Origin of the sequence: Kribbella sp. NPDC051952 (genome assembly GCF_040680855.1) — a bacterium.
Classification (GTDB): Bacteria; Actinomycetota; Actinomycetes; order Propionibacteriales; family Kribbellaceae; genus Kribbella.
In genome coordinates this window covers 717997-744900 of sequence record NZ_JBFAXQ010000001.1, presented here as the reverse complement: position 1 = coordinate 744900, position 26904 = coordinate 717997, and the positions used below count along the sequence as shown (strand labels likewise).

The 26904-nt window shown below is 67.3% G+C and carries 27 protein-coding genes; 15 read left to right on the top strand and 12 right to left on the bottom strand.

Annotated features, from left to right (window positions below):
* Window positions 1-26: 26 nt before the first annotated feature.
* The 4 genes from AB0L70_RS03650 (at window position 27) to AB0L70_RS03635 (ending at window position 3177) form a co-directional block, all read left to right on the top strand.
* The gene (locus AB0L70_RS03650; protein ID WP_363679541.1) at window positions 27-1112 is read left to right on the top strand and encodes a glycoside hydrolase family 172 protein; all 1086 of its coding nucleotides are present in this window, start codon (window positions 27-29) and stop codon (window positions 1110-1112) included.
* Window positions 1113-1658: 546 nt separating this feature from the next.
* Window positions 1659-2003, top strand: a complete 345-nt coding sequence (locus AB0L70_RS03645) for a metalloregulator ArsR/SmtB family transcription factor (protein WP_363679539.1) — start codon at window positions 1659-1661, stop codon at window positions 2001-2003.
* Complete coding sequence (locus AB0L70_RS03640) at window positions 2003-2509, top strand: SRPBCC family protein (RefSeq protein WP_363679537.1); 507 nt, start codon at window positions 2003-2005, stop codon at window positions 2507-2509. The genes AB0L70_RS03645 and AB0L70_RS03640 overlap by 1 nt, the downstream gene beginning before the upstream one ends.
* On the top strand, window positions 2509-3177 hold the full coding sequence (locus AB0L70_RS03635) for a dihydrofolate reductase family protein (RefSeq protein WP_363679535.1): 669 nt from the start codon (window positions 2509-2511) through the stop codon (window positions 3175-3177). Before AB0L70_RS03640 ends, AB0L70_RS03635 begins: the two co-directional genes overlap by 1 nt.
* A 474-nt stretch (window positions 3178-3651) precedes the next feature.
* Here AB0L70_RS03635 and AB0L70_RS03630 read toward each other — a convergent pair whose 3' ends face one another.
* Window positions 3652-5082: a gamma-aminobutyraldehyde dehydrogenase gene (locus tag AB0L70_RS03630; protein ID WP_363679533.1), complete on the bottom strand. Its 1431-nt coding sequence runs from the start codon at window positions 5080-5082 to the stop codon at window positions 3652-3654.
* Window positions 5067-6716, bottom strand: a complete 1650-nt coding sequence (locus AB0L70_RS03625) for an amidohydrolase (protein ID WP_363679531.1) — start codon at window positions 6714-6716, stop codon at window positions 5067-5069. Before AB0L70_RS03625 ends, AB0L70_RS03630 begins: the two co-directional genes overlap by 16 nt.
* 158 nt (window positions 6717-6874) lie before the next feature.
* On the opposite strand from AB0L70_RS03625, the gene AB0L70_RS03620 reads away from it, so the two are divergent.
* Entirely contained in the window at window positions 6875-8263 is a 1389-nt protein-coding gene (locus AB0L70_RS03620) for an aspartate aminotransferase family protein (protein WP_363679529.1), read from the top strand.
* Between the two features lie 3 nt (window positions 8264-8266).
* Here AB0L70_RS03620 and AB0L70_RS03615 read toward each other — a convergent pair whose 3' ends face one another.
* Complete coding sequence (locus AB0L70_RS03615) at window positions 8267-8950, bottom strand: hypothetical protein (protein ID WP_363679527.1); 684 nt, start codon at window positions 8948-8950, stop codon at window positions 8267-8269.
* 64 nt (window positions 8951-9014) lie between these two features.
* Here AB0L70_RS03615 and AB0L70_RS03610 point away from each other — a divergent pair, with 64 nt between their 5' ends.
* Window positions 9015-9500: a CGNR zinc finger domain-containing protein gene (locus tag AB0L70_RS03610; RefSeq protein WP_363679525.1), complete on the top strand. Its 486-nt coding sequence runs from the start codon at window positions 9015-9017 to the stop codon at window positions 9498-9500.
* Window positions 9501-9507: 7 nt separating this feature from the next.
* On the opposite strand, the gene AB0L70_RS03605 is transcribed toward AB0L70_RS03610, so the two are convergent.
* From AB0L70_RS03605 to AB0L70_RS03575, 7 genes are read right to left on the bottom strand one after another with little or no spacing between them, the layout of a single operon-like run.
* A complete protein-coding gene (locus AB0L70_RS03605; protein WP_363679523.1) occupies window positions 9508-10089 on the bottom strand; it encodes a hypothetical protein in 582 nt (193 codons plus the stop codon).
* The gene (locus AB0L70_RS03600; protein ID WP_363679521.1) at window positions 10089-10421 is read right to left on the bottom strand and encodes a hypothetical protein; all 333 of its coding nucleotides are present in this window, start codon (window positions 10419-10421) and stop codon (window positions 10089-10091) included. The genes AB0L70_RS03605 and AB0L70_RS03600 overlap by 1 nt, the downstream gene beginning before the upstream one ends.
* A 38-nt stretch (window positions 10422-10459) precedes the next feature.
* Window positions 10460-11827 carry an FAD-dependent oxidoreductase gene (locus tag AB0L70_RS03595; protein WP_363679519.1) on the bottom strand — a complete coding sequence of 456 codons (1368 nt, stop codon included), beginning with the start codon at window positions 11825-11827 and terminating at the stop codon, window positions 10460-10462.
* Window positions 11824-12624, bottom strand: coding sequence for an ABC transporter permease (locus AB0L70_RS03590; protein ID WP_363679517.1), 801 nt, complete (start codon window positions 12622-12624; stop codon window positions 11824-11826). Before AB0L70_RS03590 ends, AB0L70_RS03595 begins: the two co-directional genes overlap by 4 nt.
* Window positions 12621-13523 (bottom strand): ABC transporter permease, encoded by a 903-nt coding sequence (locus AB0L70_RS03585; protein WP_363679515.1) that lies wholly within the window; start codon window positions 13521-13523, stop codon window positions 12621-12623. The genes AB0L70_RS03590 and AB0L70_RS03585 overlap by 4 nt, the downstream gene beginning before the upstream one ends.
* Window positions 13520-14668 carry an ABC transporter ATP-binding protein gene (locus tag AB0L70_RS03580; RefSeq protein WP_363679513.1) on the bottom strand — a complete coding sequence of 383 codons (1149 nt, stop codon included), beginning with the start codon at window positions 14666-14668 and terminating at the stop codon, window positions 13520-13522. Before AB0L70_RS03580 ends, AB0L70_RS03585 begins: the two co-directional genes overlap by 4 nt.
* 5 nt (window positions 14669-14673) lie before the next feature.
* On the bottom strand, window positions 14674-15864 hold the full coding sequence (locus tag AB0L70_RS03575) for a spermidine/putrescine ABC transporter substrate-binding protein (protein ID WP_363679511.1): 1191 nt from the start codon (window positions 15862-15864) through the stop codon (window positions 14674-14676).
* Window positions 15865-16009: 145 nt separating this feature from the next.
* Between AB0L70_RS03575 and AB0L70_RS03570 the strand changes: the two genes are divergently transcribed.
* Together AB0L70_RS03570 and AB0L70_RS03565 are read left to right on the top strand one after the other, a co-directional pair.
* Window positions 16010-16492: an Lrp/AsnC family transcriptional regulator gene (locus tag AB0L70_RS03570; protein ID WP_363679509.1), complete on the top strand. Its 483-nt coding sequence runs from the start codon at window positions 16010-16012 to the stop codon at window positions 16490-16492.
* Window positions 16477-17835, top strand: a complete 1359-nt coding sequence (locus AB0L70_RS03565) for an FAD-binding oxidoreductase (protein ID WP_363679507.1) — start codon at window positions 16477-16479, stop codon at window positions 17833-17835. The genes AB0L70_RS03570 and AB0L70_RS03565 overlap by 16 nt, the downstream gene beginning before the upstream one ends.
* Here AB0L70_RS03565 and AB0L70_RS03560 read toward each other — a convergent pair.
* Both AB0L70_RS03560 and AB0L70_RS03555 read right to left on the bottom strand, forming a co-directional pair.
* Complete coding sequence (locus AB0L70_RS03560; protein WP_363679505.1) at window positions 17821-18465, bottom strand: hypothetical protein; 645 nt, start codon at window positions 18463-18465, stop codon at window positions 17821-17823. The two genes, AB0L70_RS03565 and AB0L70_RS03560, sit on opposite strands and share 15 nt — an antisense overlap.
* Window positions 18466-18522: 57 nt before the next feature.
* Window positions 18523-19263, bottom strand: a complete 741-nt coding sequence (locus AB0L70_RS03555; protein WP_363679503.1) for a GntR family transcriptional regulator — start codon at window positions 19261-19263, stop codon at window positions 18523-18525.
* 120 nt (window positions 19264-19383) lie between these two features.
* Here AB0L70_RS03555 and AB0L70_RS03550 point away from each other — a divergent pair, with 120 nt between their 5' ends.
* The 7 genes from AB0L70_RS03550 (at window position 19384) to AB0L70_RS03520 (ending at window position 26900) form a co-directional block, all read left to right on the top strand.
* Window positions 19384-20211 (top strand): hypothetical protein, encoded by an 828-nt coding sequence (locus tag AB0L70_RS03550; protein ID WP_363679501.1) that lies wholly within the window; start codon window positions 19384-19386, stop codon window positions 20209-20211.
* Window positions 20212-20221: 10 nt separating this feature from the next.
* Complete coding sequence (locus AB0L70_RS03545; protein WP_363679499.1) at window positions 20222-20629, top strand: NAD(P)-binding protein; 408 nt, start codon at window positions 20222-20224, stop codon at window positions 20627-20629.
* Window positions 20586-21332, top strand: coding sequence for an FAD-dependent monooxygenase (locus AB0L70_RS03540; RefSeq protein ID WP_363679969.1), 747 nt, complete (start codon window positions 20586-20588; stop codon window positions 21330-21332). The genes AB0L70_RS03545 and AB0L70_RS03540 overlap by 44 nt, the downstream gene beginning before the upstream one ends.
* 396 nt (window positions 21333-21728) lie before the next feature.
* Window positions 21729-22517 carry a TIGR03084 family metal-binding protein gene (locus tag AB0L70_RS03535; RefSeq protein WP_363679497.1) on the top strand — a complete coding sequence of 263 codons (789 nt, stop codon included), beginning with the start codon at window positions 21729-21731 and terminating at the stop codon, window positions 22515-22517.
* Entirely contained in the window at window positions 22514-24232 is a 1719-nt protein-coding gene (locus tag AB0L70_RS03530; protein WP_363679495.1) for an acyclic terpene utilization AtuA family protein, read from the top strand. The genes AB0L70_RS03535 and AB0L70_RS03530 overlap by 4 nt, the downstream gene beginning before the upstream one ends.
* Complete coding sequence (locus AB0L70_RS03525; protein WP_363679493.1) at window positions 24229-25350, top strand: acyl-CoA dehydrogenase family protein; 1122 nt, start codon at window positions 24229-24231, stop codon at window positions 25348-25350. Before AB0L70_RS03530 ends, AB0L70_RS03525 begins: the two co-directional genes overlap by 4 nt.
* Window positions 25347-26900, top strand: a complete 1554-nt coding sequence (locus AB0L70_RS03520; protein ID WP_363679491.1) for a carboxyl transferase domain-containing protein — start codon at window positions 25347-25349, stop codon at window positions 26898-26900. The genes AB0L70_RS03525 and AB0L70_RS03520 overlap by 4 nt, the downstream gene beginning before the upstream one ends.
* Window positions 26901-26904: the final 4 nt, after the last annotated feature.

Genomic DNA, 26904 nt, shown 5'->3' with positions numbered 1-26904 from the left:
GATCCTCGCACCTAGGGTCGCTCGGTATGGGTGACTTCAACGGGCTCGACGTACACCTCGGCAATGTGGCGCGGCTGTCGGCCGCGCGCACGTACTCGATCAGCGCCGAGAATCCGGACGGCGCGAAAGCCGGCGGGGCCCGGGCGACCTCCGGGACGATGTCGCGGCAGGCCCGGGATCTCGGTCCGGGGTGGAAGATGTCGCCGTGCATCCCGCTCCCGGCAAGGTCGACGACGACGCTCGCGGAGATCGAGGGGCCGGGGGCGATTACGCATATCTGGATGACGGTCGACTCGAAGCTGTGGCGGTCGCTCGTGTTGCGCGCGTACTGGGACGGGGAGGAGACGCCGTCGATCGAGGTGCCGTTGGGGGACTTCTTCTGCAACGGCTGGGGTGAGCATTGTCAGGTCAGTTCGGTGCCGATTGCTGTTAATCCTTCGGGTGGGTTCAACAGTTACTGGCAGATGCCGTTTCGTGGGAGTGCCCGGCTGACTATCGAGAACCTGCTCGAGACCGAGGTGCCGGAGTTCTTTTATCAGGTGGACTTCGTGCGTACGACGGTGCCGGAGGATTCGGCGTACTTGCATGCGCAGTTCCGGCGGAGCAATCCGGTTCCTTACGGCGAAGTGCATACGCTGCTTGACGGGGTGCGGGGACAGGGGCAGTACGTCGGGACTTATCTGGCTTGGGGTTGCAACAACACCGGGTGGTGGGGCGAGGGCGAGGTCAAGTTCTACCTCGACGGGGATGACGAGTATCCGACGATCTGCACGACGGGGACCGAGGACTACTTCGGCGGGGCGTGGGGGTTCATCCACCCGGAAGGCGTGTACGCGACGTTCACGACGCCGTACTTGGGGATGCCCCAGGCGATCCAGCCGGATGGATTCATGCGGAACCAGCAGCGGTTCGGGCTGTATCGGTGGCACATCACCGACACCATCCGCTTCACCGAAGACCTCCGGGTGACCGTCCAGGCGTTGGGTTGGCGCCGCGACGGCCGCTTCCTCCAACTCCAAGACGACCTCGCCTCCACCACCTTCTGGTACCAATCCGAGCCGCACGCTCCTTTCCCCACGCTCCCGAACAAGGACCACCTAGAGGTCATCTGACCCCACCCGTGCTTTCGGGGAAGGTGATTGGGTTCGGGTGACAGGGTGAGGGGTTAGAGCCCACGCGTGCTCCCGCAGTCGCTCCTTCGTCGCGCCCGCTCCGCGCGCTCCCACCCACCCTTCAGCACGCGCTGCCGCGCTTCATCGACCACCCCGTGGTCCCGGCGGCCGTGGTTGGTGCCAGGTGACCGGACAAGGGTTCTAGCCCACGCGTGCTCCCGCAGTCGCTCCTCCGTCGCGCCCGCTCCGCGCGCTCCCACCCGCCCTTCAGTACGCGCTGCCGCGCTTCAGTACGCGCTGTCGCGCTTCATCGCCCGCCCCGTAGTCCCCGGGGGCTGTGGACCGGACGAGGGTTCTAGCCACGCGTGCTCCCGCGGTTGCTCCTGCGCCGCGCTCCGCGTGCTCCCACCCACAGGTGCGTGCCGTCGCTTCATCAACCACACAGTGGTTCCGAGGGCGATGGTTGGGTCAAGCCGCCGCGTGTGGGGTTGACCTGCGTCTCGTTGCTTGGGTTGACGCATTCCGATATGGGCATATGATGGGTTCATGGCTCGGGCTGCGACTACTTCGGATGTTTTTAATGCGATTGCTGAGCCGAAGCGCCGGGAGATCTTGGTGTTGTTGCGAGCAGGCGAGCGACCGGTGACCGAGTTGGCGCAGGAGTTGGGGATGACTCAGCCGGGGGCGTCCAAGCATCTGCGGGTGCTCCGGGAGGTGGGGCTCGTGCGGGACCGCAAGGCGGGCAAGCAACGGCTGTACGGGCTGGATGCCCGCGGGCTGCGGCCGGTTCACGAGTGGGCCGGCGGGTTCGAGCGGTTCTGGAACGAGAGCTTCGACCGGCTCGACACATACGTGCAGGACCTCAAGCAGGCAAAGCAGGAGGAAAGCTGATGGGTACGACGGGACGAGAAGCGCCGGCGCAGTCCGCGACGGCCGACCGCGAGATCGTCATCTCCCGGATCATCGACGCCCCACGAGAGCTGGTGTTCGAGGCGTTCACCGAGGTGCGGCACCTGTCGCAGTGGTGGGGACCGGAGGGGTTCACCACGACCACGCAGTCGTTCGAGTTCCGCGTCGGCGGGGAGTGGGAGTTCGTGATGCACGGGCCAGACGGGACGGACTACTCCGAGTGGATCTCGTGGACCGAGATCGCGCCGCCGGAGCGGATCGCGATGCTCCACGGCGAGTCCCCCGACGACCCGAACGCCTTCGAGTCGGTTCTGCGGTTCGAGCCCGACGGTACGGCGACCCGGATCGAGATGCACACGGTGTTCCCGACCAAGGAACTGCGCGACGAGGCAGTCGAGAAGTACCACGCAATCGAGGGCGGCCAACAGACCCTGGGCAACCTGGCTGCCTACATCGCCGAGATCTCGCCGAAGGGAGCTGAGGGCTGATGGCTGGAAAGGTGTTCTTCGGCGTATCCATTTCGCTGGACGGGTTCATCGCGCCCGAGGCCGTGCCTGTCGAGGACCTCTTCGGGCCCGAGAAGAAGGAGGACGACCCGAAAGTACGGCGCTGGATGGCGCAGTGGATGGAACTGCATCAGGCGGCCTTCCCGCAGCGGTTCTTCCGGGAGAACCTGAAGCTTGGCAAGGGCGGCGAGGAGGGGCGCGACAACGACATCGCGCGGGCGACACACGAGCGCATCGGCGCGAGCGTGATGGGCAAGCGGATGTTCGACGCCGGCGAACTGTCCTGGCCGGAGGACGCGCCGTTCCACACGCCGGTCTTCGTCGTGACGCACGAGAAGCGCGACCCGTGGGAACGGCCGGGCGGCACCACCTTCCACTTCGTCAACGACGGCATCGAGGCGGCGCTCGACCGGGCCCGCGAGGCCGCCGGCGAACGCGACGTACGCATCGCGGGCGGTGGCGAAACGATCCTGGAGTACATGAACGCCGGCCTGATCGACGAGTTCACGATCACCCTGTCGCCCGTCCTCTTCGGCACCGGAGTCCGCCTCTTCGAGGGCGTAAACGCAGACCACATCGCCCTGGAGCCGGTCCACACCGACCCCACCCCAAGAGTCACCCACCTCACCTACACCGTCCACAAACGCTAGCCCCACGACGGACGCGAGAACCCGCACGTAGTCGACACTCCGGCCGAATCACCAGCCGACCTACCAGGTAAACAAACCGAGCCAGATCCAGCCCCTTAACCAGCTGAGCTCGCCCAACCACGGCATCCGGCACCACGGTGTCGTCGATGAAGCGCGACAGCGCGCACCCCCGGGCGGGTAGGAGCAGGCGCGACGAAGGAGCGACCACAGGAGCACGCGTGGGCTTCCCTCTCACCCAATCAACTCGACCACCACCCCATGAACCACGACTCGATGTCCGCGCGAGAGCACGTCAGCAAACACCCTCACCCGGTCAGCGTGACCCAACCGCGGCATCACGAACCACGGTGTAGTCGATGAAGCGCGACAGCGCGCACCCCCGGGCGGGTGGGAGCGCGCGGAGCGGGCGCGACGAAGGAGCGACCGCGGGAGCACGCGTGGGACAAACCACCCTCACACCCGCCACCTGTCGGGTTAGTTCTCGATGTTGGACATTATGTGTTTTAGGCGGGTGTAGTCCTCCAGGCCGTACATGGAGAGGTCTTTGCCGTGGCCTGAGTGTTTGAAGCCGCCGTGGGGCATTTCGGCGACTATCGGGATGTGGGTGTTGATCCAGACGCAGCCGAAGTCGAGGCGGCGGGACATGCGCATGGCGCGGCCGTGGTCGCGGGTGAAGACGGAGGAGGCCAGGCCGTAGTCGACTCCGTTGGCCCAGCGGAGGGCTTCGTCCTCGTCGGTGAAGCGTTGCACGGTGATGACCGGGCCGAAGATCTCTTGCTGGATCGCGTCGTCATTCTGCCGGAGTCCGGAGACCACCGTAGGTTCGTAGAAGTACCCGCGGTCACCGATCATCGCCCCACCCGTACGAACAGTCGCGTGATCGGGCAGATTGCGGATGAACCCGTTGACCCGGTGAAGCTGAGCCTCGTTGTTCAGAGCGCCGTACGCCGCCTCCGGATCGTCAGGCATCCCCGTATGCGTCCCAGCCGCCCGCTCGGTCAGTACGTCGACAAAGTCGTCATGGATACGTGGACCGGCGAGCACGCGGGTTGCCGCCGTACAGTCCTGGCCCGCGTTGAAGTAGCCCGCGTCCGCGATCGCGCGCGCGGCCTTCTCCAGGTCGGCGTCGTCGAATACGACCACCGGCGCCTTGCCACCCAGCTCGAGGTGGGTCCGCTTGAGTCGCCGCGCGGCCGTCGACGCGACCTCCATTCCGGCCCGCACCGAACCGGTGATCGCGACCAACTGCGGGATCTCGTGGTCGACGAGCGCACGCCCGGTGTCGCGGTCGCCGCAGACCACGTTCATCACGCCCGGCGGCAGGAACTCGTTGCACAGTTCGGCCAATAGCACGGTCGAGGCCGGCGTCGTGTCACTCGGCTTGAGTACGACGGTGTTGCCCGCGGCAAGCGCTGGCGCGATCTTCCAGATCGCCATCATCAACGGGTAGTTCCACGGCGTCACCTGACCGACCACACCTATCGGCTCACGCCGTACCCACGATGTATGACCCGCCATGTACTCCCCGGCCGACCGCCCCTCGAGCACCCGCGCCGCCCCGGCGAAGAACCGCAACTGATCCACACACGGCGGGATCTCGTCCGTCCTCGTGAACGTCAGCGGCTTGCCCGTGTTCCGGCTCTCGACCGCGATGAACTCGTCCGCCCGCCGCTCCATCCCGTCCGCGATCCGCAGCAGCGCGAGCTGCCGTTCCGCCGGCGTCGAGTCCCGCCAGCTCTCGAACGCCCGCGCGCCCGCCCGCATCGCCTGGTCCACGTCCTCCCGGCCCGACAACGGCGCCCGGGTGTAGACCTGGCCGGTCGCCGGCTCGATCACGTCGTACGCCGCTCCACTCGCAGCGGCCACCGGCTTGCCGTCGATGAAGTTGGTCAGGGTCGGTTCCATGACGCGTCCTCTCTGGTCGATTCCTCGCCGAAGACGCACTCGCCCTCGACATACGTGGCCCGCACCCGCGTTGCGGCGATCTCGTCAGTCGCTCCCGCGAACGGATCCCGGTCGAGCAGCGCGAGATCCGCGAGCGCACCGACCTCGATCCGGCCGGTGTCATCGGCGTGGTTCACCCAGGCGCTCCCCGACGTGTACGCCGCCAACGCCGTCGCCAGGTCCACCGCCTGCTCGGGGAAGAACGCCTCCGCCGAACGACTGTCCCGCCGATTCACCGCGACGTGTACGGCGGCCAACGGATCCGGACTCGACACCGGCCAGTCCGACCCCGCCGCGAGCCGCGCACCCGACCGGGCCAGATCACCGAACGGGTACTGCCACGCCGTCCGCGCCGGCCCGAGGAACGGGATCGTCAGGTCGGTCATCTGCGGCTCGTACACCGCCCACAGCGCCTGGATGTTCGCCGTGATCCCCAGCTTCGCGAACCGCCCGACATCATCGGGATGAACCACCTGAAGATGCGCGATGTGATGCCGCAGATCGCTGACACCGTTCGCGGTCAGCGCCGCCTCGAATGCGTCCAGCGCCTCGCGGACCGCACGGTCGCCGATCGCGTGCACATGGACCTGGAACCCTTCCGCGTCGAGCCGGGTGATGATCTGGCGCAACTCGACCGGGTCCACAAACGACAGCCCGGCGTTCGCGGTCAGGTAGCCATTGGCGTCGAAGTACGGCTCGAGCATCGCGGCGGTGAAATTCTCCGCCACGCCGTCCTGCATGATCTTCACGCTGCCGGCCCGGAACCGCGGATGGGTGCCGCCGTCCTGTCGTGCGATGAGGTCCGGGATCTGCTCGACACCCCGGTCGCGCTCCCACCACAGCGCGCCGTTGACGCGGGCGGTGAGGCGGCCCTCGCGGGCGAGTTCGACGTACGCCGGAGTCGCGTCGCCGAGGTTCGCGTACGCACCGAGGATCGCATCCTGCCAACCGGTGATGCCGAGCGAGTGCAGGTACGCCTGCGCGTCCATCAACGCGGCAACGAGTTCGATGTGAGTGGTCGGCGGGACCAGTCGGCCGACCAGGTCCATCGCACCTTCGTGCAGCGTCCCAGTCGGCGATCCGTCGGGGCCGCGCTCGATCCGTCCGTCGGCGGGGTCCGGCGTACGGGCGTCGATCCCGGAGAGCGCGAGGGCCCGTGAGTTGACCCAGGCGCCGTGGTGGTCGGCGTTGACCAGGAAGGCCGGTCTGTTGCCGGTGACGGCGTCGAGGTCGGCCGCGGCCGGCGCGGCGTTGGGGAAGTCGGGCTGATGCCAGCCGCCGCCGAGGATCCACGGGACGTCCGGGTGCTGACCGGCGTACGTCGCGATGATCTGCTGGTACGCCGGAAGTCCGGCAGCGGGCTCGAGGTTGCAGCGGGCGCGTTCGAGACCGCCCTGGACCGGGTGGATGTGGGCGTCGACGAAGCCGGGCAGGAGCAGGCCGCCGGCCAGGTCGACGACCTCGGTCTGTGGACCACGCAGTTCGCTCAGGTCGGTCCCGACCGCGGCGATCCGGCCGGAGCGGACCGCAACCGCCAGGCCCGGGCGGTACCGCAACCCGTCGAAGACGGAGCCGTTGACGAACAGCAGGTCCACTCCGCCTCCTTTAGGGGACTACTGATTCCGCAGTAGATCGCTCTCAAGGCCGATGACATCGACAGAGTAGCGGCTCAGCTGGCACGAAATCACTTGCCCGAACGTATTTTTCCAGGCACCATGGCGGGCAACGGCCAGCCTGAGACGAGGGATCCACCATGCCGTCCGACCAGCTCGACGACGCCGACTTCGCCCACCTGCAGCAGTCGGCCCGCGATCACCTGTGGATGCATTTCACCCGACTCTCGAGCTACCAGACCGGCGAGGTTCCGGTCATCGTCCGCGGCGACGGCGCCTACATCTACGACGCTCGCGGCAAGCGGTACCTGGACGGTCTGGCCGGCCTGTTCGTCAACCAGCTCGGCCACGGCCGGACCGAGCTCGCCGAGGCGGCCGCCAAGCAGGCTTCGGAGTTGGCGTTCTTCCCGCTCTGGTCGTACGCGCACCCCAAGTCGATCGAGTTGGCCGAGCGGGTGGCCGGCTACGCTCCGGGCGATCTGAACCGGGTCTTCTTCACCAGCGGTGGCGGTGAAGCAGTCGAGACGGCCTGGAAGCTGGCCAAGCAGTACTTCAAGCTCACCGGCAAACCCGGTAAGCACAAGGTGATCAGCCGCGCGATCGCCTACCACGGCACCACGCACGGAGCCCTGTCGATCACCGGGCTGCCGGAGCTGAAGGAACCGTTCGAGCCGTTGGTGCCGTCGACGTTCCGGGTGCCGAACACGAACTTCTACCGAGCCCCGCAGCACGCTGACGACGAGGTGGCGTTCGGCCGCTGGGCCGCCGACCAGATCGCGGTCGCGATCGAGAACGAGGGCCCCAACTCGGTCGCCGCCGTCTTCCTCGAGCCGGTCCAGAACGCAGGTGGTTGCTTCCCGCCACCACCTGGGTACTTCGACCGGGTCCGCGAGATCTGCGACGAGTACGACGTACTCCTGGTCAGTGACGAGGTGATCTGCGCGTTCGGCCGGCTGGGCCACATGTTCGGCTCCGAGCGGTACGGCTACCAGCCGGACATGATCACCTGCGCCAAGGGCCTCACCTCCGGCTATTCACCGCTCGGCGCGATGATCGCGACCGACCGGCTGATCGAGCCGTTCCTGCACGGCGACACCACGTTCGCCCATGGCTACACCTTCGGTGGCCACCCTGTATCCGCCGCGGTCGCGCTGACCAATCTGGACATCTTCGAGCGCGAAGGCATCAACGAGCACGTCCGGAGCCGGGAGGGGGATTTCCGGGCGACCCTCGAGAAGCTGCTCGATCTGCCCTTGGTCGGCGACGTCCGCGGCGCCGGGTACTTCTACGGAATCGAACTGGTCAAGGACAAGACCACCAAGGAAACCTTCGACGACGAGGAGTCCGAACGACTCCTCCGCGGCTTCCTCTCCAAAGCCCTCTTCGACGCAGGCCTCTACTGCCGAGCCGACGACCGAGGCGACCCCGTCATCCAACTCTCCCCACCCCTGATCTGCGACCAGGCCCACTTCGACGAAATAGAATCCATCCTCCGCACAGTCCTCACCGAAGCCGAGTCCCAGGTCTGAAACTCAGTTGAGGTCGGCGGTGAGCCAGCCGATGTGTAGTTCTTCGGCGGCCGGACGGTAAGTCTGGGTGAGTTCGGCGCGTTCGGGGTCGTCTGTCGGGAGATCGTTGGCCAGGGCTGCTTGGGCGGCGACTGTTTGCGGGCGGGCGCCGAGCGCGGCGCGGAGATTCAGCGAACGGCGTAGCAGTGCGATCCGTTCGGCGGGCTCCTTGAGGTGGGCGAGGTGCCGGACGATGTACGACTCGAAGTAGCCGTCGTCGTACTTCGTCGCGATCTCGAGAGCCGTCTCGTAGCGTTCGAGGGCGCCGGCTGCGTCGTCGTCGATGTTGTCGAGCAAGACGCCCCAGTGGTACTCGGCCCAGCCGCGCTGCAACTCGTCGCCGCTCTGTGCCGCCGCGCGGTAACCTGCCTCGGCCACGGCGCGGTCGTCGGCGCGTGGATCGCGGCGGAACAGCAAGCGGCTGTAGGCCATCCGGGCCGTCAGCAACTGTGCGGTCGGCGATGCGGGATCGAGGGCCGCGACCGCCTTCTCGGCCTCCTCATGCCTCTCGATCTGGAAGAACCAACGGTCGACGGCGATCTCCGCGCGCAGTTCAGGATCCGCGTCCGGGCCCAGGACGGCGAGCGCAGCATCCCACTCCCCGAGCAGGTGCAGACGTCGGGCCACGTAGGTGTCCTCAGCTACCATGACGCCTACCGTAGGCAAGAGAGATGTAGGTGGTCAAGTGCAGTACGGCGACTACATTGGGAACGTGACGCGGCTGGCCGTCGAGCTGGCCAACACGGGAACGCTCGACCAGGACGGCGAACTGGTGGCGGCGTTCTTCGCGGAGCACGAGATCACGCCGCCATCGGACGGCGAGTACGGCGACCTACCGGACGTCGTACGCACGGCGCTGGCGCAGTCCGTGGATGGCGGCAGACCTGACGCAGTACACAGTCTGCTGCGCGACTACCCGCCGGACATGCACCTGTCCGACCACGACGGCGGCTGGCACATCCACTTCAGCCGGAACGGCGCGCCGGCCAAGCGATGGGTCGGTCAGTTGATCGCCGCCAAGCTCGCCCTGGTCGCGGCCGGGGATCCCGCGGTCACGCTCGGCCGATGCGCCGCTGCCGGATGCGGCAACTACTTCGTGGATCAGTCACGGAACCGGACGCGCCGCTTCTGCTCCAACGCCTGCGCAAGCCGTACGACGGTCGCGGCCCATCGAGCTCGAGCGGCGAAAGGCTCCTAGCGCCGAGCTAGTTGTAGCCGCGTTTCAGGAGGTATTTGGCGCCGGCGTCGAAGGCTTCGGGGGTCATCAGGTCGAAGGCGAAGGCGTCGGCCAGGCGGCTGGTGGTGTTGAAGGCGGCAAGGACGGCCAAGGCGTCCTTGATTTGTTGGGGTGAGGCGCCGGCGGACAGGACTACTTGGATGTCCTGGGTGGTCAGGGATTGTTTGGTGAGCAAGGTGGCCAGCATCCCCAGGGTTGCTCGGAGAGGCTCTTCGATGGGGGCTGAGTCGAGGTTTTCGAGGACCGCCTTCACCCGAGGGGCGTCGTCGTACGCCTGGGTGGCGGTGGCGGTGTGGGCGTTGATGCAGAAGGCGGATTCGTTCAGCTTGGAGACGTACGCCGCCATCAGTTCGCGATCGCCGACCGACCAGTCGGACGGGCCGCGCATGGTCTCGTGGGTGAACTTCTTTGCGGCAGTGCCGTAGAAGTCGGGGCGGTAGAAGACCAGCTTGGCGGCGTCGGGGACGGGGTGCCCCGAGAACAGCCGGATCATCTTGAAGATCGCCTTGGAGCCGACGCTGTAGCCGTGGTTGAGGATGTCCGGACGCATCAGATGGCCTCCTCTAGCGCTGCTAGCCCAGCCTCGTACAGCCGAGTGGAGTGCCCGACCGCGGCACAGACCACGAGCTCGAAGAGCTGGTCATCGGTGAAACCGGCTGCCTTCGCCGCGGCGAAGTCCCCGTCGGTGACCTGCACCGGGGTGGCGATGACGTTCTCCACCAGGTTCCGCAGCGGCCCGCCACCATTGAAGGCCTGGGCACGCTGATCCGCGCTCGCCCTGCCATCCCCGCTCAAGATGCTGTCCACCAGCGCCCGCTGCGCTGCCTGCTTGTCGTCCGGCACGGTCTTCGGCCTCCTTGGCACCCAGTTGTCTGCTGTCACCTCTATGACGATCCACGCGGGCCTGAATGCGACAAAACTCAGAAATCGAAGCCTAGGCCTAGTTTGTCGAGGGTTCGGAGCCAGAGGTTTCGTTTGCCGGCGTGGGTGTCGGCTCGGTGCATGGACCAGCGGGTCAGGTGGATGGCGGCGGCTCGGATCGGTTCCGGTGGGAAGGGGAGGGGGCGCTCGCGGACCATGCGGAGGCGGGTTCGGTCGGTGTCTTCGGCGTACAGGAGGTCGAGGATGACGTCGGCGCCGAAGCGGGTGGCGCCTACACCCAGGCCGGTGTAGCCGAGGGCGTAGGCGAGATTGCCGCCGTGAGCGGTGCCGAAGAAGGCACAGAAGCGGGTGCTGGTGTCGATCACGCCGCCCCACCGGTGGGTGAAGCGGAGGCCCTCCAACTGGGGGAAGGTGGTGAAGAAGTGCCGGCCGAGCATGGCGTGGATGGAGTCGCGCTGCTCGAAGGCCGGGTCGATGCGACTGCCGAAGTGGTACAGCGGGGTGTAGCCGCCCCACAGGATCCGGTCGTCGCGGGTGAGGCGGTAGTAGTGGAACAGGTTCGACGCGTCGCCGACGCCCTGGCGGTGCCGCCACCCGATCGACGCGAGCTGCGCCGATGACAGCGGCTCGGTGACCAGGACCAGGTCGTAGACGGGGACGGTGTACAAACGCAACCGCCGCAGCAGCGACGGAAAAGCGTTGGTAGCAAGGGCAATCCGCTCAGCCCGCACCGACCCAGTTGCTGTCGACAACAGGTGACCATGCAGCCGGTTCACCCGTGAGTGCTCATGGATACGTACGCCGAGTTGCAGGCAAGCATCACGTAGTCCCCAAGCGAGCCGAGCGGGCTCAACCAAGGCCGTCCCCTGCGGATCGTGCAGCGCACCGAGGTACGTCGGGGAGTTGAGCTCAGCCCGCGCTGCGTCCTGGTCCAGCAACGTGACGCCAGGCCGTTCCTCAGCCTCCGAAGCCAGCTCCGACATGTGATGCGGTGCCGTGGCAACAGTCAGCTCGCCAGGTCGTTGCCAGTCGCAATCGATCCCGTAGCGGGCGATGGTGTCGGCGATCCCGGACAGGTTCTCGGCGCCCAAACGCTCCAACGAGGCGATCTCGGAGGGCCACCGCGCCTGACCGTTGGCGAAACCGTGCGTGAGGCTGGCGTCGCAGAAGCCGCCGTTGCGTCCGCTGGCCGCGGACCCGCAGGTGTCGGCCTCGAGGATGACGACGTCGAGGTGGGGATAGCGCTCCTTCGCCCGCAACGCTGTCCACAGGCCGGTGTAGCCGCCGCCGACGATCGCCAGATCGGCGGTAGTAGGTCCCAGCAACGCGGACTCGGGGACTGGCGCGGACTTGTCGTCGAGCCAGAAGACCCGCGGTTCGGCGTCCGCGAGCGCTGCGAGTTTCATCGAACCCGTCGGCGCCGGGTCAACTCGCCGCCGAGTACGAGGACGAGCGCCAGCAGGAACATCGCCGTACCGACGACGTTGATCTGCGGCGGGATGTCGCGCTGCGCCGAGCCCCAGACGAACATCGGGAACGTGACCGTGGTCCCGGCGTTCAGGTTCGTGATGATGAAGTCGTCGAAGGACAACGAGAAGCTCAGCAGTGCGGCCGCCATGATGCCCGGAAACACCAGCGGGAAGGTGATCCGCCAGAACGTCTGCCACTCGTTCGCGTACAGATCCATCGCCGCCTGTTCGAGCCGGGAATCCATCCCGGTCAGGCGGGCCTTCACCGTGACGACCACGAACGACAGGCAGAACATCACGTGCGCGATCAGCACCGTCCAGAACCCGAGCCGCCCGCCGAACCCACTCGAGACGAAGAGAGCCAGCAGCGACGAGCCGAGCACGATCTCCGGCGACGCCATCGGCAGGAAGATGAACAGGTTCGTCGCGGACCGGCCGCGGAAGCGGTGCCGGACCATCGCGAACGCCATCAACGTCCCCAGCGCCGTGGCGATCACGGTCGCCAGCAAGCCGATGCGCAACGACGTACTCACGGCGTCGCACAAACCGAACGGCCGGCACGGATGCTGCCAGTTCTGCCAGGTGAACCCGTCGAACGTGTAGGACAGTTTGCTCTTCGGCGCGTTGAACGACATCAGCATCACGACGACGATCGGCGCGAACAGGTACATCAGCACGAGGAACGCGAGCACCATGATCAGGTGCCGCCCGATCCAGCGACCAACGAGTGTCATACCAGGTCCTCCGTCCCCGCCCGCCGTACATAGAAGAGGACCAGTACGACGATTGCCGCCATCAACGTCACCGACAACGCGGCCGCCGTCGGATAGGCGCCCGCGGCAAACAATCGCTGGATGTCGTTGCCGATCATTCGCTGTTTCGGCGTACCGAGGAGCTGGGCGTTGATGTAGTCACCCGCCGCCGGGATGAAGGTCAGTAGCGTGCCCGCGACCACGCCCGGCATCGACAGCGGCAGCGTCACCGTCCGGAACGTCGTGAGCGGGTTGGCGAACAGGTCGCCGCCCGCCTCGATCAGCCGGGGATCGATCCGTTCGAGACTCGCGTACAGCGGCAGCACCATGAACGGCAGGAAGTTGTACGTCAGCCCGGTGACGACGGCGGTCGTGGTCGCGAGCAGCCGCCCGTCCGGACCGAGGATGTGCAGCCACTTGAGCGCGTCCACGACGAACCCGTTGTCGCTGAGCAGCAGCTTCCACGACAGTGTCCGGATCAGGAAGCTGGTGAAGAACGGCGCGATTACCAGCGCCAGCATGAAGTTCTTCCAGCGGCCGGCCTTCATCGCGATCGCGTAGGCGAGCGGATACCCGAGCAGCAGGCAGAACGCGGTGGTGAGCAGCGAGTACCACAGCGACCGCCCGAACGGCCGGGCGTAGTCCGACATCGTGTCGACGAAGTTCTGGAAGTGCCAGGTCATCTTGAACCCGGACTCGATCGACCCGTTCGGGTCGTACAAACTTGCCGCCAGCAACGACACCAGCGGGATGACGAAGAACAGCAGCAACCACACGCCGCCAGGAAGCAACAGCAGGTACGCCGTCAGCCGCCGGCCGGACCGCTCTGGCTTCGGGGCCGGTGTCGCGGTTGCCGCACCCAGCTGGCCGACCGCGCTCATCCGGCATCGTCGATCTGCTCGACCCCCGCCTGCGCGTCCTGCTCGGCGTCGAGTACGAACGTGTGCGCCGGCTGCCAGTGCAGGTCGACCGAGTCCCCGACGGAAAGGGTGCCGCGAGCACCGGTGTTCTGCTCGAAGACGGTCAGCTCCTGGTCCCAGGGCAGCTTGACCAGGTACTGCGTACTCACGCCGACGTAACTGACATCCGTGACCACGGCACCGCGGAGCTGGTTCGAGCCGTTGCTCTGCTCGGTGCCGGCCGGGGCCAGGAACACCTTCTCCGGTCTGATCCCCATCCAGACATCGCCCTCGGTGACCCGGCAGCGGGGCAGTGGCACGGTCACCTTGCGGCCGTGCACGTCGACGATCAGGTTCTCGTCGGCCTTGCCGATGATCGTGGCCCGGATCAGGTTCGACTGGCCGAGGAAGTTCGCCACGAACGTGGTGGCGGGCAGGTCGTAGAGCTCGGTCGGCGTACCCATCTGCTCGATCACGCCGGCGTTCATCACCGCGATGGTGTCGGCCATTGTCATGGCCTCTTCCTGGTCGTGGGTGACGTGGACGAACGTGATCCCGACCTCGGTCTGGATCCGCTTCAGCTCCAGCTGCATCTGCCGGCGCAGCTTCAGGTCGAGGGCGCCGAGCGGCTCGTCCAGCAGCAGCACCTGCGGGCGGTTGATCAGCGCGCGGGCCAGCGCGACTCGTTGCTGCTGGCCACCGGACAACTGCCCCGGCTTGCGCTTGCCGTACCCGCCCAGCTCGACCAGGTCGAGCATCTCGTCGACCTTCGGCTTGAAGTCCTTGATCCCCCGCCGTTTCAGGCCGAACGCGACGTTCTCGAAGATGTCGAGATGCGGGAACAACGCGTAGTTCTGGAACACCGTGTTGACCGGCCGCTTGTACGGGCGCAGTCCGCCGATCTCCTGCTCACCCAGCCGGATGCTGCCCTCGGTCGGCTGCTCCAGTCCGGCGATCATCCGCAGCGTGGTGGTCTTTCCGCACCCGGACGGTCCGAGCAGTGCGAAGAACGTCCCGGTCGGCACGGTCAGGTCGAGGTTGTCGACGGCTCGATGCCCGGCGAACTGTTTGCTGATGCCGGTGAGGACGAGATCACCGACGGTAGGTGAGGTATCGGTCGCAGTCATGGCGGTCACCCTCCGATCGCGAGATTGAAGTCGGTTTCGTAGAGGGCTGCCTTGGCCGTGTCCAGCGCCATGAACGAGGCTGTCTTCGCCAGCGTCGCCTCGTCCGGGAAGATCAGCGGGTCGTCGACCACGTCGGGATCGACTGTCTCCATCGCCTTCTTGGCGCCCTGGACCGGGCAGATGTAGTTGACCCAGTCGGCCAGCGTCGCGGCCACTTCGGGCTCGTAGTAGTAGTTCATCAGCGCCTCGGCGTTGCCCTTATGGGTCGCCTTGTTCGGCACCAGCATGTTGTCCGACCACAGCATCAGGCCCTCTTCGGGCACGACGAACTTGATGTCGGGGTTGTCGGCCTGCATCGCGATCACGTCACCGGACCAGGCCTCGCAGGCGGCGATGTTGCCGGCGTTCAGGTCCTGCACGTAGTCGTTGCCGGTGAAGCGGCGAACCTGACCGGACCCGACGTACTCCTGCAGTTTGTCCAGCGCCTTGCTCCACTCGGCGTCGTTGAACTTGCCCGGATCGGCGCCGACCAGCTTGAGCATGAACGACATCGTGTCCGGCATCTCCGAGAGCAGCGTGACCCTGCCCTTCAGGTCGTCCCGGCCGAGCAGGTCGGTGAAGCTCTTGACCTCCCCGGTCACCTTCGCGTTGTAGGCGATGCCGGTCAGGCCGCTCTGCCAGGGGACGCTGTAGTCGCGGTTCGGGTCCCAGCTCGGTGCCTTGAGCTGCTTGAGCAACTGCTGGTGGACGTTCGGAATCTTCGTCCGGTCGAGCTTCTGGATCCAACCCAGCCCGATCATCCGGGCCGCCATCCAGTCGGTCAGCACGAAGATGTCCCGGCCGCACGACTGGCAACTGCCGAGCTGGTCGCGCACCTTGGCGTAGAACTCGGCGTTGTCGTTGACGTCGGCTGTGTAGGTGACCTGGATACCGCTCTGCTTCTGGAAGTCCTCGAGCGTCGGCAGCACGGTCTTGCCGTTGACCTTCTCCTCGGACTCGTCCATGTAACTGGGCCAGTTCGAGAAGTTGAGTGTCTTCTGCTGAGCGGACTGATCGGTACTGACGCAGCTGCCCGCATCCTGCCGGGCGGCCGGGATCCCACAGCCCGCGAGTGCCCCACCGAGCCCGAGAGCGGACAGCGACATTCCCTTCAGGACCGCTCGGCGGCCGACGACGCGTGGATGACGAGGACTCATCGGACCCCCTAGAAAGCGTCTTTCGCGGGCGATACTGTCAAAGCCAATGGATCTGCACAAGGGATTCCGTAGCTTTCCACCCATTTCGCAACGAATTCCGCTTTGCCGACTTGCTTAGCCCCCATCCCACTGAAAAGATCGCGGGGTGGCAGTACGAACGGGGAACCCCGACAAGAACCAGACGCTGCTCGATGACACCTCGAAGGCGATCATCGAGCAGCTCCAGCTGGACGGACGGCGCTCGTACGCCGCGATCGGCAAGGCGGTCGGCCTGTCCGAGGCGGCGGTCCGGCAGCGGGTGCAGCGGCTGACCGAGGCCGGCGTGATGCAGGTGGTCGCGGTGACCGATCCGCTCGAGCTCGGCTTCGACCGGCAGGCGATGATCGGGATCAAGGCCGAGGGCTCGCTGGAGCCGATCGCTGATGAGCTCGCGAAGATGGACGAGATCGAGTACGTCGTGATCACGGCCGGCTCGTTCGACCTGCTCGCCGAGGTGCTGTGTGAGAGCGACGAGCATCTGCTGCAGGTGCTGTCGGAGCGCGTCCGGCGGATCGAGGGCGTGAAGGCGACGGAGACGTTCGTCTATCTCAAGCTGGTGAAACAGACCTATTCGTGGGGTGTGCGCTGAACCTCTGGTCCGCCGAGCGTGCGGAGGCACGCCCAACGCTCGCCGGGGACCGGGACGCTGACGTAGCGATCGTCGGCGCCGGGTACACCGGCCTGTGGACCGCGTACTACCTGGCGAAGGCCGATCCGTCGTTGCGCATCGTCGTACTCGAGGCGGAGACGGCCGGGTTCGGTGCGTCCGGGCGCAACGGTGGTTGGTGTTCCGCGCTGTTCCCGGTGTCGTCGCGACGGTTGGCCGCGCTGCCCGGGTCGAGCCGAGAGGCAGCGATCGAGCTGCACCGGGCGATGCAGGCGTCGGTGAACGAGGTCGGGCTGGTGGCCGCCACCGAGGGGATCGACTGCGATTACCACAAGGGCGGCACGGTCGTGCTCGCGCGCACACCGGTCCAGCTCGCCCGCGCTCGGACCGAGGTGACGGCCGCGCACGAGTGGGGGCCCGGTGATCTCCACTTCCTCGATCCCGACGAGGTCGCCACCAAGGTGCGGGCAACAAAGGTGCTGGGGGCAACTTTCACACCGCACTGCGCGGCGATCCATCCGGGCAAGCTGGTCCGCGGACTGGCCGACGTGGTCGAGCGGCTCGGAGTGACGATCTACGAGAACACACCGGTCCGGGCGATCCACGCCGGTCACGCGATGACGCCGTACGGCGTGGTCCGCGCGGAAGTCATCGTCCGGGCGACCGAAGGATTCACGCCGGGCCTCGCCGGGGAGTCACGCGCGGTCGCGCCGGTGTACTCGTTGATGGTGGCAACCGAACCGCTCGATGCTGCCACCTGGGAACGGATCGGGCTCGCGGACCGGCCGACGTTCAGCGATCACCGGCATCTGATCATCTACGGGCAGCGGACGGCGGACGGGCGGCTCGCGTTCGGCGGACGCGGAGCGCCGTACCACTTCCGGTCCCGGATCAAGCCGTCGTACGACCAGATGCCGCGCGTCTTCAAGGCCTTGCAGGCGACTTTGCGGGAGCTGTTCGAGCTGCCCGACGTCGGGTTCACGCATGCGTGGGGTGGTCCGCTCGGGGTGCCGCGGGACTGGTGCGCGTCGGTGGGTCTGGACCGTGGGTCGGGGCTTGCATGGGCGGGCGGGTACGTCGGCGACGGCGTCAGTACGACGAACTTGGCCGGCCGGACGTTGCGGGATCTGATCCTCAACCGGGACACCGGGTTGGTCCGGTTGCCGTGGGTCGGACATCAGTCTCGTCAGTGGGAGCCGGAGCCGCTGCGGTGGCTCGGGATCAATGCGGGGTTGCGGGCGATGACGTTCGCGGACGCGGAGGAGCGGCTGACCCGGCGGGAGAGCCGGATCGCTCGGTTGATGGCGCCGCTACTTGGCGGCTGACGTCAGCTGACCCGCTTCGGCCAGGAGCGCTTCGAGCGGGAGGCCGGTCAGCGGGATGCTCGGCTGCATCCAGTCGTTGAGGATCGGGTCCTCGGTGGCGAGGTGATCAGCCAGTTCGGTGCGGCTGAGTTCGAAGACGTGGGCTGGGTTGCCGGTGAGGTCGACGACGGTCTGCATCAGGGCGCCGGCTTGCTGTTCCCAGCGGACGTCACCCGTGTCGAGGTGGTCCGGCCGGATCAGCAAGAGGTCTACATCACTGTCGAGATCACCGTCGCCGCGCGCGAGGGCGCCGTACACACTCGCGTGCACCGGCGGGACTCTCCAGCCGCTGAGCTCGTCCGCGAGGCGGCTGATCAACGTACTGCGCAAGTCCGCCAGGAACTCGACCGCCGGGTAGGCCAGGTGCTTACGATTGAGGCGATAGAGCAACGAGTTGCCGAGGTCGTCGACATGCACGAGCCCGGTCGCCGCGAGCCGCTGCAGCACGAGCCGCACCCCGGCGACACTTCCTGATCCCGCGAGCTTGTGGATCTGCCGACCGGACAGACCCTCCTCGCTCTGCACCAGCACGTGCAGGACAGGTCCGTCCAACGAGGGCACGACTGTGCTGATCGGGCTGCTGAGATCCATGGTCCGGCCCACGATAGTTAGCTGAGCGCACTGCAAGTAATCACCGTGACGCGTCAGCTACAAGCCTTTGGCGTTCGCGCGCGGGGTCGCGGTGGTGCGGAGTTCGGTGGTGAAGGCGTAGCGGTCGCCGCGGTACATCGCGGAGGTGTACTCGAAGACGCGGTCGCGGCTGTCGAAGCTGATGCCGTGCAGGGCGAGACAGGGCTGGCTGGTCGGGATGTCGAGCCAGCCGGCCGTCTTGGCGTCGGGCATGACCGGTTCGAGTCGCGACGTACCGCTGACCAGGTCGATGCCGTAGCGGGTGGTGAGGAGGTCGTAGAGGGAGCCGTTGAGGTCCTCGGCCTGGAGCCCGGGCACGTACGCGGCCGGCATCGTCGTACGTTCGACAACCATCGGGTGATCGTCCGCGAGCCGGAGCCGGGTGAACGCGATGATCGGATCACCGACCGGGATCCGCAGCCGCCGGGCCGCGGCTCGTTCGGCCCGCTGGTGCCGGAACTCGAGCATCGTGCTCCCCGGCCGCATCCCACGCCGGCGGATGTCCTCGGAGAACCCGATCATCCCCAGCCACCGCGCCACCTTCGGGCGGGTCGTATAAGTACCACTCCCGTGCCGCCGGACCAGCAGTTCCTCGATCACCAGCTCGTCGACCGCCCGCCGCAACGTCATCCGCGCGACGTTCCACCGCACCGCCAATTCGCGCTCCGCGGGCAACGCCGCACCCTCCGGCAACGTGTCGATCAGACTCAACAACAACGCCCGGATCTCGGCGGCCTTCCCCGGCAACGACGCATGCATTGGTCTTGCGTAACACCCCCACTGACCCCACCGGAAGCCTTTCAACCCCCATCGAACCCTTCCGCCCTAGACCACTCTCCATGTCAGACTCGCCCGAGTTCGACTCCAGAGGAGGCCGCGATGGCGCAGTTCTCCGCCGATCTCCGACTCGTGCGCAGACCACCCGTGCTACTCGGTGGCGTCATCGCCACCGTGGGACTGACCAGCCTCGCAGCGCGGGACTCGTACGCACCCGGGGACCGGGAGAGGTTCCTGGCCGAGGTCCTTCCATCGGTGTGCTGCCTGGCCGCGCTCGCCGCCTTCACCGCCGGGACACTCCTGGCTAGCGCCGGGACGCACCGCAGGTTCCTGGCACCGTCGTCGACGGTGGGCGCCTGGCTCGGCAAGCTCGCGGCCGGCGCGATCGCCGGTCTTCTCATCAGCGTTGTCGCCGGGACGACCCTCACCTATTTCGCCCGGCAGCGCGACACCGCTGTGGACAGCCACGACCTGACCTGGTCGGAGGTGGCGCCGCTCGCCGCCTGGTTCCCGCTCCTCGTCGTCGGCGCTGTCTGGCTCGGCGTGGCCAACGGCGTCCTGCTGCCGCGCGGCGGATTCGCCGTCTGTCTGTTGCTGCCGTTCCTGATGTTCTACGAGTACCTGGTGATCGCGGATCCGGGCAGCGAGCCCGGTTACGGCACCGGCTACATCGTGAACGAGATCGGGCCCTGGCTGCCGCGCCTGAACACCTCCGCCGTGATGGAGCACGGCCACCGGTACACGATCCACACCTGGGGCGACCCGGGCGGTGGACGGTACGAAGGACGGGCCGACCTCTCGTTCGGGCACGGGCTGACGTACTGGACGACGATCCTGCTGGTCGCTCTCGCGGCCGGCACCCTCGTCGCCCTGCGGTCAGGCACCGAGGCTCGCCGACCCCCGGCCGTTCGGTCGACCGGCAAGAAGTAACGTCCGGGCCATGGGTGCTGGTGAGCGCAGTGCGCTGATTGTCGGAGCGGGGATCGGTGGGTTGGCCGCGGCGGTGGGGTTGCGGCGGATCGGGTGGTCCGTGAGCGTGCTGGAGCGGGCGCCGATCATCGCCGAGGTGGGTGCGGGTCTGACGTTGTGGCCGAACGCGGTGAAGGCACTCGCCGCGCTGGGTCTGGATGTCAGTGACCGGACCGTGCCAACGATCTCGCGCGGCAACCTGCTCACGCCGAAGGGCCGATGGATACGGCACAGTCACCCGGAGGATGTCGGCGTACTGGCGATCCATCGGGCCGGACCTGCACGACGTACTGCGGCAGGCGTTGCCGGAGTCGGCGTTGCACACGGACGCCGAGGTGACCGCGGTGTCGACGGACGGGACCGTGACGTGCGCGGGTGAGACGCTCAGCGCGGACCTGGTGATCGCGGCCGATGGAGTCAACAGCATCACGCGGCGGACGCTGTGGTCCGGGAACGCGGTGTTCCAGCACCGCACGGTCTGGCGGGGCGTGACGCCAAGTGGGTCGGTCTGGCCGGTCCGCGAGTCCCTCACACTCGGCCGCGGGATGCAGGTCGGCGTACTCCCGCTCCCTGACGAACGCGTCTACTGGTTCCTCACCGCCAACGCCGACAAGCCCAACCAGTTGTACGCCGATGACCGCGCCGAGGTACTGCGGATGCTCCGGCACTGGCACCGCCCGATCCCGGAACTGGTCGCGGCCACGCCCGAGGACCAGGTGCTGCACAACGACATCGTGGACATCGATCCGCTGGAAACGTTCGTGCAGGATCGCGTCGTACTCCTCGGCGATGCGGCCCACGCGATGCCGCCGGACCTGGGCCAGGGCGCATGCCAGGCCCTCGAAGACGCCGTCGTACTGGCCGCCGCGCTAGCCGACGACGACCTACCCCGCTACGACCGAGACCGCCGAGCCCGAGTCCACCCCATGACAGCCGCAGCCCGCGCCTCCGTAACCCGAACCTCCAACACCAGCCCCCTGACCCACCTAGCCCTAACCCTCACCGCCCGCTTCATCCCAGCAACCTCCTGGCGCCAAGCAACCGCCAAATGGTCCAACTGGACCGCCCCCAAACTCCCTTGAGCAACACGCACAGCCGCATGCCCTCCTGCGCCATCCCGTCACAGTCGTCACCACACCCCATCCTCACAAGACCTGGCGCCGACCACATCCACCTCTGACCACAATCCGCGCCCCGCCGAAGGCGGCTAATAGGCAGCCGCCGCGCAGCGGTGTCCTTCACGCGACAGCCCACCCAACAACCGCTCAGCCACCGGAGAGCGCCGCCGTAGATCTCTCACCCGATCCCCACCAGACCTGGCGCCGAACACAGCCGCCGCTGACCACGATCCGCGCGCCGCCGGAGGTGGGTAATGGGTTGTCGCCGCGCAGCGGTGTCGGTTGGAAAACAAGCACGCTTGATTCTTTTGCTGGGGCGTGCCAGTGTCGGCTGCACGATTCCCAGTGAGGGAGTGCAGCGTGCAACTGGACGAAGTGCTGGCTGACCTGTGGGCCGAGAGTGCGGAGCTGGACCGGCTGGTGGGTGGACTGGCGGCCGACGAGTGGGCGACGCCGACGCCGGCTGAGGGCTGGACGATCGCGCATCAGATCGCCCACCTCGCCTGGACCGACGAGGCCACCCACCTCGCCGCCACCGACCCCGACGCCTTCAAGGCCTCCCTACAGACGGCAGCCGCGAACCCGACCGGCTACGTCGACGAAGGCGCAGCGGAGACGGCCGCGCTACCTCCCGACCAGCTCATGACGTACTGGCGTGAGACCCGAGCGGACGTCACCGACGCCCTCAAGAAGGTGCCGCCGGGCGAGAAGGTCGCATGGTACGGACCGCCGATGAGCCCGACCTCGATGGCAACGGCCCGGCTGATGGAGACCTGGGCACACGGCCAGGACGTGGTCGACGCGCTCGGCGTCCACCGCACCCCCAGCAACCGACTGCGGCACGTCGCCCACCTCGCCGTACGGACCCGCGACTTCGCCTACCTGCTGAACGACCGCAAACCTCCCGCCAACCAGTTCCGCGTCGAGCTCACCGGCCCCGACGGCGATACCTGGACCTGGGGACCGGAGGACGCCGGCGCCAAGGTCAGCGGCCCCGCGCTCGACTTCTGCCTGCTGGCGACCCAACGCCGGCACCGCGACGACCTCGACGTACGCGCTGAAGGCGCCGAGGCGGAGGAGTGGCTCGGGATCATCCAGGCCTTCGCCGGGTTGCCGGGGAAGGGTCGCGAACCGGGGCAGTTCGGATGACCGAGCCGATCCGGATCGGCAACGCGTCCGGGTTCTACGGCGACCGCTTCAGCGCGGTCCAGGAGATGCTCACCGGCGGTCCGCTCGACGTCCTCACCGGCGACTACCTGGCCGAGCTGACCATGCTGATCCTCGGGCGGGATCGCCTGAAGGACCCGTCACTGGGCTACGCGCGGACCTTCCTCAAGCAACTCGAGACCGGTCTCGGCGAGGCGCTCGACCGCGGCGTGAAGATCGTCAGCAACGCCGGCGGACTCAACCCCGCCGGACTCGCTGCCGCCATCCAGACCCTCGCCGACGAGCTCGGCCTGCACCCGAAGATCGCGTACGTCGAAGGCGACGACCTGCTGCCCCGAGTCGAGGAGCTGGACCTCGGAACGCCCCTCACCGCGAATGCCTACCTAGGCGCCTGGGGCATCGCCGAAGCCCTCCAAGCCGGAGCGGACGTGGTCGTCACCGGCCGCGTCACCGATGCCTCGGTGATCGTCGGGCCGGCCGCCGCCCACCACGGCTGGAAGCGGACCCAGTACGACGAACTAGCCGGCGCGGTCGCAGCGGGACACGTGATCGAGTGCGGCTGCCAGGCGACCGGCGGCAACTACGCGTTCTTCACCGAACTCCACGACCGCTACAACAGTCGCCCCGGCTTCCCGATCGCGCAGATCCACGCCGACGGCAGCAGCGTGATCACCAAGCACGACAACACCGGTGGCGCGGTCACCATCGACACGGTCAAGGCGCAGCTGCTCTACGAGATCACCGGCGCGCGGTACGCCGGTCCCGACGTCACCACCCGCCTCGACACGATCGAACTCGAGCCCGACGGCCCGGATCGGGTCCGGATCTCCGGTGTCCGCGGTGAGCCGCCGCCCCCGACGTACAAGGTCTCGCTGAACTCGGTCGGCGGGTTCCGCAACGAGGTCGACTTCGTGCTCACCGGACTCCAACTGGAGGAGAAGGCCGAGCTCGTCCAGCGACAGCTCGAGCAGGCGCTCCCGAAGCGACCGGCCGAGCTGAAGTGGACCATCGCCTGGACCGAGAAGCCGAATGCAGACTCCGAGGAGGAGGCCAGCGTGTTCCTCCGCTGCGCGGCGAAGGACCCGGATCCGAAGGTCGTCGGCCGCGCGTTCTCCAGTGCCGCGGTCGAGCTGGCGCTGGCGAGCTACCCCGGGTTCCACGTCACCGCGCCGCCTGGCGACGGTTCGCCGTACGGCGTCTTCCGGGCTGGGTACGTCGATATCCACGAGGTCGAACACGTCGTCGTACTGCCAGACGGAACCCGCCGGACAATCGAGGCCGCCGCCGAGACTCAACCGTTGACAGACGTCGACGACATCGAGTTGCCGGTGCCGTTGCCGCAGCTCGCGTTCAGCGGTCCGCCACGTACGCGCGAGGTGCCGCTCGGCCGGATCGCCGGCGCGCGGTCCGGCGACAAGGGCGGCGATGCGAACGTCGGCGTGTGGGTGCGGCAGGAGAAGACCTGGCGGTGGCTCGCCCACACGCTCACCGTCGACCTCTTTCAGGAGCTGCTGCCGGAAACGCGAGACCTGACCGTCACGCGCTACGTCCTCCCGAACCTGTGGGCGGTCAACTTCGTGGTCGAAGGGCTGCTGGGTGAAGGCGTCGCGTCGCAGGCCCGGTTCGATCCGCAGGCGAAGGCAGTCGGCGAGTGGCTCCGGTCGCGGTACATCGACGTACCCGAGGTGTTGTTGTGAGTGACTTCCGGGAGTCCGTACGGCGGTTCATGGCGGCGGAGGTGTTGCCGTCGCTCGACGAGTGGGAGCGGGCGGGCGAGCTGCCGCGGGAGCTGCACAAGAAGGCCGGGCAGCTCGGGCTGCTCGGGGTCGGGTTTCCGGAGGCGGTCGGTGGCGGTGGTGGTTCGCTCGAAGACGCGATCGCCGTGGTTGAGGAGATGCACTACACAGGTGGATCCGGTGGACTGGTCGCTTCACTGCTGACCTGCGGGATCGCGCTTCCACATATCGTTGCTTCAGGCAACCAGGATCACATCGACCGGTGGGTTCGGCCGACCCTGGAAGGCGAGTTGATCGGCGCGCTGGCGATCACCGAGCCGGATGGTGGCTCCGATGTGGCGTCGATCAGGACCACCGCGCGGCGTGAGGGTGACGAGTTCGTCGTCAACGGCGCGAAGACCTACATCACCTCCGGTTGCCGCGCCGACTTCGTCACGACAGCGGTCCGCACCGACGGACCAGGCGCGCACGGGATCAGCCTGCTGGTGATCGAGAAGGGCACACCGGGATTCGAAGTGTCCCGGAAGCTGGAGAAGCTGGGGTGGCTGTGTTCGGACACGGCTGAGCTCTCGTTCACCGACGTACGCGTGCCGATGCAGAACCTGGTCGGCCCCCAAGGCTCCGGTTTCGTCCAGCTCGCGGTGAACTTCGTCGCCGAGCGGCTGACACTGGCAGTGCAGGCGTACGCCGGAGCACAGCGGGCGCTCGACCTCACCGTCGAGTGGTGCAGAAACCGGGAGACGTTCGGCCGGCCGCTGCTCTCGCGGCAGACCGTGCAGCACACGCTCACCGAGATGGCCCGGCGGATCGACGTCGCTCGCGTCTACGTGCATCACGTCGCCGAGCGAGCCGGCCGCGGCGAGGACGTGATCGCCGAGACCTGCTTCGCCAAGAACACTGCGGTCGAGGCCGGTCAATGGGTGTGTGACCAGGCACTTCAGCTGCACGGCGGTCTCGGCTATATGCGAGAGGCCGAAGTGGAACGCCAGTACCGCGACCAGAAGATCCTCGCCATCGGCGGCGGCACTACCGAGATCCTGACCGGCCTCGCCGCGAAACGACTGGGGTTCACTGCATGAACAACCGCGAGGCAATGCTCGAGAAGCTCACCGCGTTGGACGCCGAGCACGCCAAGGCCTTGGCGGGTGGTGGGGAGAAGTACGTCGAGCGGCATCACAAGCGCGGGAAGTTGCTGGCCCGGGAGCGGATCGAGTTGCTGCTCGACCCGGACTCGCCGTTCCTCGAGCTGTCGCCGCTGGCCGGTTGGGGCTCGGACTTCACCGTCGGCGCGAGCCTGGTGACCGGGATCGGCGTCGTCGAGGGCGTCGAGTGCTTGATCACGGCGAACGATCCGACCGTGAAGGGCGGCTCGAGCAACCCGTGGACCCTGCGCAAGGCCTTGCGGGCGGACGAGATCGCGCGGGCGAACCGGCTGCCGGTGATCAGCCTGGTCGAGTCCGGTGGGGCGGATCTGCCGACACAGAAGGAGATCTTCATCCCGGGCGGCGCGATGTTCCGGGATCTGACCCGGCTGTCGGCCGAGGGGATCCCCACGATCGCGCTCGTGTTCGGCAACTCGACCGCCGGTGGCGCGTACATCCCCGGCATGAGCGACTACGTGGTGATGGTCGACGGTGGCGCGAAGGTCTTCCTGGCCGGGCCGCCGCTGGTGAAGATGGCGACCGGTGAGGACGCGGACGACGAGTCGCTCGGTGGCGCGTCGATGCACGCGCGCAAGTCCGGTCTCGCGGACTACTTCGCGGTCGACGAGCCGGACGCGATCCGGCTCGGGCGGCAGATCGTGTCCCGGCTGAACTGGCAGAAGCAGGGTCCGGCGCCCAGGCCGTCGTACGACGATCCTCTGTTCGACGAGGACGAGCTCCTGGACATCGTGCCGGGGGACCTGAAGATCCCGTTCGATCCGCGGGACGTGATCGCCCGGGTGGTGGACGGGTCGGTGTTCGACGAGTTCAAGCCGCTGTACGGGTCGTCGCTGGCGACCGGGTGGGCGTCGCTGCACGGGTATCCGGTCGGGATTCTCGCGAATGCGCGGGGCGTGCTGTTCAGCGAGGAATCGCAGAAGGCGGCGCAGTTCATCCAGCTGGCCAACCGCGCGAACACCCCGCTGATCTTCCTGCACAACACGACCGGCTACATGGTCGGGCAGGAGTACGAGCAGGGCGGGATCATCAAGCACGGCGCGCAGATGATCAACGCGGTCTCGAATTCGAAGGTCCCGCACCTCTCGATCCTGATGGGAGCGTCGTACGGCGCCGGCCACTACGGGATGTGTGGACGGGCCTTCGATCCGCGGTTCCTGTTCGCCTGGCCGTCGGCGAAGTCGGCGGTGATGGGACCCCAGCAGCTCGCCGGCGTGCTGTCCATCGTGGCGCGGGCAGCCGCGGAGGCGAAGGGGCTGCCGTACGACGAGCAGGGCGATGCGCAGATGCGCGCGTACGTCGAGGGCCAAATCGAGGCGGAGTCGCTGCCGATGTTCCTGTCCGGACGCTTGTACGACGACGGCGTCATCGACCCCCGCGACACCCGAACAGTCCTGGGCATCTGCCTGTCGGCCATTCACTCGGCACCGGTGGAGGGCACGTCCTCCTTCGGCGTCTTCAGGATGTGATGCA